Raw genomic sequence first — 11973 nt, forward strand, 5'->3', positions numbered from 1 at the left:
GAGCCCTTTTACATTGGTATAGTTTCTTATCTTTAATGCTTTCTGCGGAGCAGGCCGATAAGACTTAGTCCAAGAAGCGCTGAAAGTGGTACTGAGCCGCCTGATGAGCCACCAGTATTAACATGTTCATCTTCTCTGACCAGCTTGAATGGGTCATGCTCGAAATTTGCGGTCGCAATATTATCCAGGGTTAGCCCCGTTTTTCCTTCGATCCAGTTGCGGTAGGAAGCAAGTTCTGTGTAAAGTCCGTTACTTTCATAACCTTCATAGCCTGCATTTTTCTTGGCACAGTTAGGGCCGCTATTGGTTACGCCCATAAGGCGAAGGCCAAAGTCTGAATCGCCAGTTTTATCCGGGTTTTGCCAGATAAGAGGACCACCTGAATCACCGGCACAGGCATCTTTTTTAATGGCAGGGTTGTTTGAATCTGCGCATACAAGGTGAGAGTTTGATGTCACCTTATAACCGGAATTACACTGCGAGATAGGGATCCCGCCTAGTTTAACAACCTGCAGTTCATTCGCGGATTTGTAAGAAGGAGCCATCTTGCCCCAGCCAGAGGCAATAAGGTTTCCTTGCGAATAACCGTTGGCATTCCATGTATTAACAAACTGCGTATTTGCTTGATTTTGTTCTTCAGTGGTTGCAACTTTAATCGGTTTAGCAACGCTCAGTAGCGATTCTGTTATTTTTAGTACGGCAATATCGTAGTCCGCATCACCTGGTTGAAGGTTGTCAGATCCTGATGAGTAATAGTTTTCATGCTGGATTTTACGTTCAATAGTGAACTTATACTGGCTTGGTATATCATCAATTGACTGACCTTGCGGAATATATGAAAGTCCGGCGACAAGAGTGTCTCCTATTGATGCAGAGTCTGTACAGTGTGCAGCTGTTACCGCCCAATGTTCACTGATGATAACAGCGCCACAACCGGAAATGACATTTTTCCCAATTGTTGTTGGAACTGTCAAAATTGCAGCTTGCCAAGGTAGTAAGTTGGAAGCAAGTCCTGCCGCACTTTGTCCGTTCAGAATCTTTGATTGAACTGAAGGTACTTCTTCAGCAATGACATTCGTTGACAAGGTTGCAGCTAAAAAAAGAGCTGAGTAGGGAAGCTTGTTATTCATTAGTGCGGTATTTACTGTACGGTGTATTAATCGGCGAATAATTATAGCGCTTATTAATAAAATGCTCCAATAAATAGGCGAATAATTAGAGTAAAGCCACGCTTTGGATCAATGGCGTGGCTTTTTTGACTAAATATCATGGTTTTTTACTAGAGATGCCATTACTTAGTGATTGTTAAATAGAGAGGTATCGGTGCTAAGTACAATGAATTTCCAGCAGCGGACAAAACAGCTAATTCTGGAAGATGAATTTCGAATGCACTGCTTGCGTGTTGCAAGACAGGCGGGTTTACCTGATTGGTATCTTGGTGCCGGTTTTCTGAGAAATGCCATTTGGGATCATTTGCATCATAAGACAGAGATGACACCACTAAATGATATTGATCTGGTTTATTTTGATAACCGTGATGTTTCCTGTGAGTCTGAACAAAAAATAGAAACCCAATTGAAAGCTCTTTTTCCACAAGCAAACTGGGAAGTTCGCAATCAGGCCCGGATGCATCTGCGTCACGGTCATCAACCGTATCAAAATACCGTTGAAGGTATCAGACAGTGGATTGAAGTGCCGACATGTGTAGGTGTTCGCCTTGAATTTGATAACCAACTGACAATTTGTGCTCCGTTTGGTTTAGAGGAAAACTGGTCACTGAAAATCAAAATCAACCCGGAAAATCAGAGGCCAGCTGTTTATCGTGATCGCATCAAGAATAAAAGTTGGTTGCAGATCTGGCCGAAACTCACGGCGGAATGATCCTGTTACTGTTTTCTATCCGATTACCAATGTGTGCTCACTAAAGTCGCCAGAATAACTCCAGTGAACCGGTTGAATTGGTGGAGTGTTTATCTTCTTTATATTCACGGGTACTGGTAGCAAAACTCAGGCTTACACCCCATTGAGGCTGGTAATACACCCCTCCGAGAACTGCGGTTGCCTGTAGATGTTCTATATTGGTATCCGGAACCTCTTCCGGACGATCCCCCTCTATTGTGATGTCATTGAAGCGGTATCGACCTTCAACACCGGCAAAAAAGAAGTAACCTTTCGGGCTTGCGGATAAAACGCTGATATCGACAAAGCGGCCCGGTGAAAAACCAGAAGTACCAAAATTGCTTTCGAGATTATTTCCCCAGCGAGCGATTGATCCAATAGCGACTTCGCTTTGAAAATTACCTGCGTTAATGCGTCCGACAGCGCTGATATCAGTACCTTCTAAGCCTAAAGGCCCATCTACTTCATTTCTTTTCATCAGCCTGTGGGCCTGATAACCGAGGTTAAAGACGACCTGGTTTTCTATCTGGTAGTCCCATCCTTTGGGCTCATCTGAACCGATAAGGTCATGGATAAACTTCTGTCCCTGTTCAGCAAAAGAGTTTGGGCCGACAACACCAATCATGGCGGTATATTTATCAACAAGTTCCGGTGAGTACTGGTAAATCCCCGATTCAAGGAAAAGCAGGCCGGTGTAAGGCCTTTCGTCTTCAACCGGTTCTGGTTGTTCTATGTCCTCAGGTGTCCACATCTGCTGACCCAAACGTACATTCCACCCCTTAAATGTATTTGAATCTAAAGGAAGAAGTGTTGCGATATCTTTAATAGGTCGGGGAGCGATGACTTCCAGCTTTGTAGTTGAAGATGAGTTGAATTCGAGGAAGATACCATTGGTATAGTTCTGATCAGTTCCAACAATGCCGTCATTGTCGATAGAAAATGAGACACTTCCGGAGTGATATGCCTGAGTCAAAGGTGAAAAAAGAGCTGATAGGGCAGCGATGCCTGCAAAAATGTGCTTCATTTACAGTCCTTTGCAAATACGACAGTATGCCAATCGGTTAATAATACCTAATAGATATTAATCGCGGCCAGTTATAATATTCAAATCAGAGTGCCCTTATCTGCTTATTGTGAAGCAGATATAAAAAGTAAAAGGAATCGATTATGTCGTCAAAGTTACTGTCTTCCCCGTTGGTTTCTGCTCAATGGCTGGCTGATAATATCAATAACCCGGAAGTAGTAGTGTTGGATGCCAGCTGGTTTTTACCGGGGTCTGAACGAGATCCTGTGCAAGAGTGGCATGAAAAGCGTATACCGGGTGCGAGGTTCTTTGATTTTGATAAAAAAATAGCAGCGCCGGATACAGAACTTCCCCATATGCTGCCTTCTGCTGAGTTATTTTCCCGCGAAGTATCAGAGCTTGGGATTAAAGAGCAGGATACGGTTGTGGTGTATGACTCTCAGGGGATGTTTTCGGCACCACGAGTATGGTGGATGTTCAGAACCATGGGGCATCATGACGTGGCGGTACTTGATGGCGGCTTCCCGGCCTGGCAAAAAGCTGGATTAGAACTGGAAACTGGTGCCCCTGAACCCCCCGTAATGACTGAATATAAAGCCTCGTTTTGTCCGAACTGGGTTATTGATGCCGATGAACTGAACGCTCGATTGGGAGATGTTGATACCGTTGTGCTTGATGCACGCTCGGCTGAGCGCTTTTACGGTACAGCACCCGAACCAAGACCAGGAGTGAGAAGTGGTCATATGCCAAACGCAAAAAGTCTGCCGTTCTCTCAATTATTAAGTGAAGGCTATTTTTTGGACACCGAGCAGCTTTCAAAGCGTTTTGATGCCTTATCTGATCCGGAGCAAAATTTGATCTTCAGCTGTGGTTCAGGGGTTACAGCTTGCATTCTTGCACTTGCGGCGGAATTGACAGGTAGAAAAAAACTGACAGTTTATGATGGTTCATGGACTGAATGGGGACGTAAGCATAAGTACCCGGTTGTTTAGGCTAAAATAATGCCAGAAGAATAAAGAAGGCCAGCAATAGCTGGCCTTTAACTTATTGGTAAGTTTTTGCTAGCCGATTTTATTGGACTGCTGATAGGTAACCACGCTGGTGAATAAGATCCTGTCCTTTGGGTGAGATAACAAAGTCGATAAAGGCTTTAGCGTTATCTTCAATTGTCTTCTCTTTATAGAGCATGATGAATGGGCGCGAAATCTTGTACTTACCTGACTCCAGGTTGCTCATGGTTGGCTGAACACCTTCGAAAGACAGAGCCTTAACAGAATCATCAATCGAGCCTAAAGAAATATAGCCAATAGAATGGACATTTCGAGAGACCAGGCTTTTTACTGTACCGTTAGTATTAACGACCAGCACATGCGGGTTGATATCAGAAACAGTTTGCCCCGCGATTTGTTGAGTCAGCCCCATGTAGTCTTCAAAAGAGAAGCGTGAACCTGATGCATTTTCACGGCTAACAACAGCCATTTTCAAATCCGGACCACCGACCTCTTTCCAGTTCGTAATTTCACCGTGATAGATTTTAGAAACCTGTTCTTTGTTCAGGTCAGTGACCGGGTTATTCTTGTTTACCACCAGTGCGATACCATCGTGAGCGATAGTCACTGTAGTGATATCCGGATTGATTTCTGCTGGTTTTAAGTAGCGAGAACTCATGCCAATGTCAGCGGCATTTTTCTTAACGGCCGCGATACCTGCTGATGAGCCGACGCCCTGAACGGCAATAAACGTGTCTTTCTTATTACTCGAAAAGGTTTCTGCCAGTACTTCGACAACATGACTTACTGATGTTGAGCCTGAAACTGTGACTGTTTCTTTCGCTTGTACATTGAATGTAAGGGCAGCAAATAACACACATAAGGTAGTAGCCCTGGCTGACATTTTCTTTCTCCAAATTAACCAGAAGTAAACGGTCAACATCCTATTACGAGAATATGTCAATAATGTGAAAGTGGTTAATTAAACAATACTCAACCAGTTCTTCTGTCAGTATCTTTTTCTTTGTTGGAATACATCTCCTGGTCCGCTTTAGCCAGTATTGAGTCAGGATCACTCAGGTTCCCCGGGTAGTAAGGAGCAAGGCCGATACTGATACCAATGTTGTATTTACCTCTGATTTCTTTGGTTTGTTCATAAAGCATATCGATCCATTTCTGGTTGGATCTTTCCTCGCCCCAGGAGAGAAGTACTACGAATTCATCGCCGCCAATTCTATAGGTGCGGCTGCCGGCTGGTGTGGTTCGTAACAGGGTGGTTGCCATTGCAATCAGAACCTGGTCACCTGATTGATGCCCGAAGTTGTCGTTGACCTGCTTGAAGTTATCAAGATCAATATAAGCCAGCATCCCTTTTTGTTGGTCGATGGCCATATGATCGAAACAACGGAAAAGGGCTCGGCGGTTTTCCAATCCGGTGAGTTCGTCGTGCAGAGCCTGACGGCTGAGTTTTTGTTCTAAATTGCGGGCTTTATCTATTTGTTGGTTCAGGCTTTCAATTAACTGGCGATGTTGGTGAAGTATTTTGATAAAGCAGAAGCAAGTCATGAACACCCCCACATGTATGAAAATGTCTTCGGTGTTATCAAGAAACCAGTGGTTGTGCAGCTCAGGAATATCGTCAAGCAGGTCGGTGATAACGCCAACGCCGTACATCCCTAATGAAAGTAGCAACCATCCGCGCATGCCTGTCCCAAAATCCTCACGAACCAGTTGAATGCTCAGTACTAAAGTCACAATCGAAATGACCGTTTTCAGGTTGTCATTAGCAGGAATGAAACTTAAAAAAAGTACAGCAGTGCAGATAAGTGCGATTCGGCGTGGTGGAAGTTGGGAAATACGATTCATAGACCCTGAAACAGCTAAATAAAGAGGTGGGATTTGTCAGACATAATGGCAAAGATAGTGACGTCAAACAAGGAATTTACCTTGTTCTGCAGCGAAATTGTACTCTGATCTTTATTGAGTGTGGCAATGAATTTCACATGTGGTGATTTTGACTCGATAAATTAACATTTTGTTGATAAAAAACATGATGTCGATACAAAACAACGAGAAAGAAATGAGGGGATTGTAGCCGATTTTGTGATTTGGTAGATAAGCAAGCGTGATAAAGATCAATTTTCCAGAAATTGCTTGAATGACAGGGGAGTTGCGGTTTTTATTGATAATTATTTAATTATTAATAAGTTGGCGCTAAATTATCGGGATTGTACGTGTATTGATAAGCTAAGTTATAAGGCGGCATTTTTGGAATCAAAGTTTCACTTCTGGTTGTGCTATGGGCTCTCTGATATACAAGGGTTGTAACAAATTATTTCAGTTAACATAACTATAACAAGTTGTCATTTGTGTCTATCCTAGAAAAAGACTGGGATTGTTGTACTACATGCATAGGGACATGGCAACAAGAGAGGTCGAAAGTATGCTGACAATGGCAAGACGGACGCAACCGAATAAAGCCTTGGTATCCGAGAGAATACAAAAACTGATCAAGGTTTTATCGAATGGCGTTTACGAAAGAGAAGAAACAATAAAATTGTGCTTGCTTGCAGCTTTAGCCGGTGAAAGTGTTTTTTTGCTAGGCCCGCCGGGTATCGCTAAAAGTTTGATTGCAAAACGCTTGATTCAGGCTTTTGATAACAGCCGTTTTTTTGATTACTTGATGACACGTTTTTCGACACCGGAAGAGGTGTTTGGCCCTTTATCTATTCAAGAATTAAAAGACAACGGTAAATATGTTCGCTTGGTTGATGGTTATCTGCCTACTGCACAGGTCGTTTTCCTTGATGAAATCTGGAAAGCAGGCCCTGCGATTCTGAATACCCTCCTTACGGTTGTAAACGAACGTACGTTTAAAAATGGTCAGGATATTCTCCCTGTTCCGATGCGTTTGTTGATCACTGCTTCAAACGAATTACCGGATGAAGACAGCGGCCTGGAAGCACTTTATGACCGTATGCTGGTTCGGGTGTTCGTTAATCGTATTCAGGAAAAACAGAATTTCAAAGCCATGCTGATGGGTGACGGCCCTTCTGTACAGGAACTTGAGCCGGGGCTTGCGATTACTAATGAAGAATATGAAGAATGGCAAACTCATATTGACGATATTCAGCTGACGGATGATCTGTTTGAGAAAATCTATCAGCTCAAAATGATGATTGAACATCGCGCTGAGGAAGGTGATGGTTTTGCTGCCGCAGACAGTGAACTTTACATTTCGGATCGTCGTTGGAAAAAAGCAGTTCGACTGCTGAAAGCCAGTGCTTTCTATAATGGTCGTGATTCAATCAATCCGTTGGATCTCCTGTTATTGCAAGATTGCCTATGGCACAGCCCGGGATCACGGAATGTAGTTCGTTCTGTTATCCACGAATTTGCAACACAGAAAGCCTTTAATCAGGAAGCAGCGCAAGACAATGCCAATGAAGCCCAAAGGCTGATTGACGATGTTAATGAAGAAGTCGCCAATGAGCTGTGCGTTACTTTTTCTCGCGAAACCAAGATGCGCAAGGAATCTTTTAAGTACGATTTCAGCAAGGCAAGACGCTATAACATCAACCATAATCCACGCATGATCAAACTGGTGATGCTTCAGCAAAACCCTTCTGTTTCAGAGCAGGAAAAAGGTGACAGCCGCTGGGTATATGTCGACGGGGATGACTTCGAGAAGAAGGTCAAAGCCGGTCAGTGTGATATTTATGGTTTCGTGAACAAGAACACTCACTTGTGTCGACTGCATTTTGACGTTGATGCGCAACAGCGGCTTATCATCAAGGATATTGCTAACCGCTCAGTGCTGGTTGGTATCGCTGGTACTTGTGGTATTACAACGGCACAGAATGATAAGTGGCAGGCTGAAGCGAAAAAAGCGGCTGAGAAAATTGGCGATGCAGAGCATAGCCTGAAGCTGTCACGTAGCTCCTTCCATGGTGCACTGCCGCATAATTTTGTTTCTGCTGAACTGCCTGCTGCAATTGAGCAGAGTATCGCAACGGCATCTGACTCTGTTTCTGAATTGAATCTAGAGATTGAGAAAAGTGCTTTTCGTATCTCAAATCTTGCGGAATATTTTTCGTAAGCCGGGGGGAAGAGTATGCCTGCAACAGACACGCTGAACCTGGCAATGATGCTGGCGGAGTCGGGTATTATTGATAATGCGGTGAATGAGCTGATGACGCGTCCTCAGCTCTTGATGGCGGCTGAATCTAACCCAGACATTAAAACGGCGATGAAAAACCAAATCATCAAATGGCGGGGACATATACACAAACGCATGCCAAGCGTGAGTGTAGAAGAGCAGTTCAAGCGCGAAATTGGGCTTTATCAGGAAGCCTGTCAGTGGGAGCCGGAGTACTTCATTGAACAGGTTGATTCTGTTGTTAAACAGCTTGAAGGTCATTCATCGTTTTATTTCAAGGCAAGAAGTCTGCTGGAGCGGGAAAACCAGAAGCATAACCCTATGTTTCAGAGTTATTTCTGTAATCTGTGGTACGAGTATCTGTCTAAGGCCCTGATTGATGCTCAGCAGACCGAGCTGGAACAGCATAAAGAAAAGCTATTGGCTGATCTTTACCAGCGCATCGAAACCATGCAGCACATGCAGGAAGTGACAGAAGCCGGTGACGAGAAAAAAGCCGGGCGGTTATGGGATATGGCAAAAGCCAGGCTGACTAAAACTGATGTCGGTAGCTTAAAAACCATGGCTGCTTTTCTTAAGAAAAACAGTGGACTGCAAGAGATAGCGGAAAAGCTGGGCCGGATGGCAAGCGAAGTTGATGATCCGGACAAAGAACGGGTGCGCTCAGAAGACCTGAAAATGATCGAAGAGCGCAGTGACAATGTCACTGATGACATCGTCGGCGTTCATGAAAGTGATGATCTGTCGAAGTTGTTGCCTAATGAAGCTATGTTTCTTGCTTATCCTGAATTGGAAGTGGTGTTCTACAAGCACCTTGTAGACAAGCGATTGATGAATTACCGGGTTCAGGGCGCACAGCGCAAACTTCGCAGGGTGAAGGCGTATAAGCGACAAACTAAGCAGGTAGAGCAGGATAAAGGCCCGTTTATTGTTTGTATTGATGCCTCCGGTTCAATGAATGGATTCCCGGAGCAGTGTGCTAAAGCGTTGGCTTATGGGCTGATGCAAATCGCATTGGCTGAGGATCGTGACTGCTATGTCATTATGTTCTCGACGCAACAAATCACCTATGAGCTGACTAAACAGGATGGCCTGAGAGAAGTGCTGAACTTCCTTTCTTATTCTTTCCACGGTGGAACAGATTTAGGACCGGTGCTTGATCAGTCGATAGAGCTGATGAGCAACGAGAAATACAAAAACGCTGATTTGATTGTGCTGTCTGACTTTATCGCGCCGTCTCAGCCTGATGAGATGATGAAACGAATTCAAAAGCTGAAACAGCAAAGAAACCGTTTCCATGCAGTGAATTTGTCGAAGTATGGCAATCCGGAGCTGATGACGATTTTTGATCATTGCTGGTCATATCACCCGTCGAAGCTGGGGCGTTTGTTCAAGTGGAAATGAGTTTTAACACTTAACTTTGAGAGCAATACATAGTGGAAAAGCGACCTTTTGGTCGCTTTTTTTATGCCTCGGATTCGTTCATTTTAGCCAGCTCTAAGCGAACTAAGTAGCCGGTTATTTGTTGCGCTGGTCTTATTTTTGAACGTAATTACATACATCTAGCGGATTATTAATAGCTGTAGACTATGCTTATCAGTAGATAACAAATAAGAACAGAGCTTAGTCCATGTTCAGGCTGTGTTTTTCAGTCTAGGAGGAAGTTATATGAAGCTTTTCTCTTTCTGCGCACTGGTATTTTCCTTTTTAATGACAGCATTTACTGTCCGAGCTGATGATGTCTGGATAATTGAAATAAAAGGGGGAATTGGCCCGGCAACCAGTGACTATGTTTCCCGTGAAATTGAGCAGGCCAGAAAAGATCAGGCATCGTTTATCGTGCTTAAAATGGATACTCCCGGCGGCTTGGATACCTCCATGCGTGATATTATTCGCGCCATAACAACCTCTCCACTGCCTGTTGCAACCTGGGTCGGACCTGCCGGCGCTCGAGCTGCCAGTGCAGGCACTTATATTCTGCTAGCTAGCCATATCGCTTCAATGGCTCCCGGAACAAACCTGGGGGCGGCAACACCAGTTTCCCTGACCGGGCCGGGACAGGGAGAACCTGACGAGGGCAGTAACCCTTTTGCTCCGAAGAAAGAGAAAAAAGAACCTAAAGAAGAGGATGCAACCAAAGGCGATGAGTCCGGTGAATCAGCCAAAGATGATGAGCGTATCAGTGCAAAAACGGCTATGCAGAAAAAAGTCATCAATGATGCCACTGCTTATATTCAGGGGTTAGCAAAGCTGCATGGTCGTAATGAAGAATGGGCGGCCAAAGCGGTAACAGAAGCTGCCAGCTTAGATGCTGAAAGTGCACTGGAAAAGAATGTGATTGACTTTATTGCGCCGGACTTAGACAGCTTGATTAAACAATCCAATGGCAGAACAACCACTATAAATGGGTTGGAATCCAAAATTGAACTTGCCAATGTTGCTTATGTTGAACGGGAGCAGGATTGGCGCTTCCAGCTTCTTTCAGTCATAACCAATCCTAACGTTGCTTATATTTTGATGCTTATCGGCATCTATGGATTACTTCTTGAGTTTTACAATCCAGGTGTTGGTGTGCCGGGAGTGCTTGGCGGCATCTGTCTGTTGCTTGCTATGTACTCGTTGCAGATGCTGCCGGTCAGTTATGCCGGTCTGGGGCTGCTCTTACTTGGAATCGCGTTGATGATAGCGGAAGCTTTCAGCCCGAGTTTCGGGATTTTCGGCCTTGGTGGTGTAGTGTCTTTTGTGCTTGGTTCGATCATGTTGATGGATACTGAAACACCGGGATATCAGATCGCCGTTCCTTTGATTGTCGGCCTAACTGTGGTATCGGCAATGTTTACCTTTGTGATTCTTGCATTGTTGCTCAAAACTCGTCGTCGTCCGGTTACAACAGGTGTCGACGTGATGTTAGGCCAGCAGGCCAGGGTTGTGAGTGGATTCCCCGGCGAAGGAATGGTTTTAGTGGAAGGTGAGATTTGGCAGGCAAGGTGCGATAGACCGTTACAAAAAGGACAAATCGTTACGGTTAAGAGAGTGTCAGGGTTACAACTGGACGTTGAAGATAATTACTGTGATACAACAGGCATTGATAAGGAATAATTATGATGGTGACTTATTCGTTCGCTACGATAATCGTGCTGGTGGTTGTGTTAATCGTCAGCATGTTCAAGGTGTTACGTGAATATGAGCGGGCAGTGGTCTTCCTGCTTGGGCGTTTTTACGAGGTAAAGGGACCGGGCCTGATCATCATTGTTCCAATCATCCAGCAGATGGTGCGGGTTGATTTGCGTACTATCGTTCTTGATGTCCCGACTCAGGACTTGATCACCAGGGACAACGTTTCGGTTCGTGTTAACGCGGTGGTTTATTTTCGGGTCGTTGATCCGAAAATGGCGATCAATAACGTTGAAAATTATCTTGAAGCCACCAGCCAATTGTCTCAGACCACGTTGCGATCTGTGCTTGGTCAGCATGAGCTTGATGAACTGTTGTCTGCAAGGGAAGAACTGAATAAAGATTTACAGGTCATCTTGGATCAGCATACCGATAACTGGGGTATCAAAATTTCTAATGTAGAAATCAAGCATGTCGATCTTGATGACAGTATGGTTCGGGCTCTGGCGAGGCAGGCAGAAGCTGAGCGTTCCCGTCGTGCAAAAGTTATTCACGCAACCGGTGAGCTTGAAGCGTCGGCTAAATTGCAGGAAGCCGCACAAGTGTTGAATAAGGCTCCTAACGCGGTTCAGCTTCGTTATATGCAAACCCTGACTGAAATATCTAACGACCGAACAACGACCATTGTTTTCCCTATGCCGATCGACATGATGGATAAGATGTCGTCAGTTTTCCATCAGCCCAAACAGCAGAAAAATGAATCGTCCTGAGGATGATTTATTCTCCAA

General features: G+C 44.5%; 10 protein-coding genes. 6 read left to right on the plus strand and 4 right to left on the minus strand.

Translation table 11 applies throughout. From position 1 onward, the window contains the following. Window positions 1–32: 32 nt before the first annotated feature. Complete coding sequence (locus tag C942_RS10940; protein ID WP_198287483.1) at window positions 33–1085, minus strand: serine protease; 1053 nt, start codon at window positions 1083–1085, stop codon at window positions 33–35. 238 nt (window positions 1086–1323) lie between these two features. Here C942_RS10940 and C942_RS10945 point away from each other — a divergent pair, with 238 nt between their 5' ends. Continuing rightward, window positions 1324–1881, plus strand: coding sequence for a nucleotidyltransferase family protein (locus C942_RS10945; protein WP_232428167.1), 558 nt, complete (start codon window positions 1324–1326; stop codon window positions 1879–1881). A gap of 40 nt (window positions 1882–1921) precedes the next feature. Here the strand turns inward: C942_RS10945 and C942_RS10950 are convergent, their stop codons facing one another. Next, the gene (locus C942_RS10950) at window positions 1922–2923 is read right to left on the minus strand and encodes a lipid A deacylase LpxR family protein (protein ID WP_007465646.1); all 1002 of its coding nucleotides are present in this window, start codon (window positions 2921–2923) and stop codon (window positions 1922–1924) included. 143 nt (window positions 2924–3066) lie between these two features. Here C942_RS10950 and C942_RS10955 point away from each other — a divergent pair, with 143 nt between their 5' ends. After that, window positions 3067–3915, plus strand: a complete 849-nt coding sequence (locus C942_RS10955; protein ID WP_007465648.1) for a sulfurtransferase — start codon at window positions 3067–3069, stop codon at window positions 3913–3915. A gap of 79 nt (window positions 3916–3994) precedes the next feature. On the opposite strand, the gene C942_RS10960 is transcribed toward C942_RS10955, so the two are convergent. Both C942_RS10960 and C942_RS10965 read right to left on the minus strand, forming a co-directional pair. Further along, window positions 3995–4816: a phosphate ABC transporter substrate-binding protein gene (locus C942_RS10960; RefSeq protein ID WP_007465650.1), complete on the minus strand. Its 822-nt coding sequence runs from the start codon at window positions 4814–4816 to the stop codon at window positions 3995–3997. 89 nt (window positions 4817–4905) lie between these two features. Continuing rightward, window positions 4906–5778: a GGDEF domain-containing protein gene (locus C942_RS10965; RefSeq protein WP_007465652.1), complete on the minus strand. Its 873-nt coding sequence runs from the start codon at window positions 5776–5778 to the stop codon at window positions 4906–4908. A 577-nt stretch (window positions 5779–6355) separates the two neighbouring features. On the opposite strand from C942_RS10965, the gene C942_RS10970 reads away from it, so the two are divergent. From C942_RS10970 to C942_RS10985, 4 genes are all read left to right on the plus strand, one after another. Beyond that, complete coding sequence (locus C942_RS10970) at window positions 6356–8011, plus strand: ATPase RavA domain-containing protein (RefSeq protein WP_007465656.1); 1656 nt, start codon at window positions 6356–6358, stop codon at window positions 8009–8011. A 15-nt stretch (window positions 8012–8026) separates the two neighbouring features. Beyond that, window positions 8027–9475, plus strand: a complete 1449-nt coding sequence (gene viaA / locus C942_RS10975) for an ATPase RavA stimulator ViaA (protein WP_007465658.1) — start codon at window positions 8027–8029, stop codon at window positions 9473–9475. Between the two features lie 264 nt (window positions 9476–9739). Beyond that, the gene (locus C942_RS10980) at window positions 9740–11170 is read left to right on the plus strand and encodes an NfeD family protein (protein WP_007465660.1); all 1431 of its coding nucleotides are present in this window, start codon (window positions 9740–9742) and stop codon (window positions 11168–11170) included. Between the two features lie 5 nt (window positions 11171–11175). Further along, entirely contained in the window at window positions 11176–11955 is a 780-nt protein-coding gene (locus C942_RS10985) for a slipin family protein (protein WP_051035805.1), read from the plus strand. Window positions 11956–11973 lie beyond the last annotated feature (18 nt).

The sequence above is a fragment of the Photobacterium marinum genome (assembly GCF_000331515.1).
Classification (GTDB): Bacteria; Pseudomonadota; Gammaproteobacteria; order Enterobacterales; family Vibrionaceae; genus Photobacterium; species Photobacterium marinum.

Excerpts from the sequence above, each read along its gene's own strand:
- C942_RS10955 (WP_007465648.1), top strand. The coding sequence starts at position 3,067 with ATGTCGTCAAAGTTACTGTCTTCCCCGTTGGTTTCTGCTCAATGGCTG.
- C942_RS10970 (WP_007465656.1), top strand. The coding sequence starts at position 6,356 with ATGCTGACAATGGCAAGACGGACGCAACCGAATAAAGCCTTGGTATCC.
- C942_RS10960 (WP_007465650.1), bottom strand. The coding sequence starts at position 4,816 with ATGTCAGCCAGGGCTACTACCTTATGTGTGTTATTTGCTGCCCTTACA.
- C942_RS10985 (WP_051035805.1), top strand. The coding sequence starts at position 11,176 with ATGGTGACTTATTCGTTCGCTACGATAATCGTGCTGGTGGTTGTGTTA.
- C942_RS10950 (WP_007465646.1), bottom strand. The coding sequence starts at position 2,923 with ATGAAGCACATTTTTGCAGGCATCGCTGCCCTATCAGCTCTTTTTTCA.
- C942_RS10980 (WP_007465660.1), top strand. The coding sequence starts at position 9,740 with ATGAAGCTTTTCTCTTTCTGCGCACTGGTATTTTCCTTTTTAATGACA.
- C942_RS10965 (WP_007465652.1), bottom strand. The coding sequence starts at position 5,778 with ATGAATCGTATTTCCCAACTTCCACCACGCCGAATCGCACTTATCTGC.
- viaA (WP_007465658.1), top strand. The coding sequence starts at position 8,027 with ATGCCTGCAACAGACACGCTGAACCTGGCAATGATGCTGGCGGAGTCG.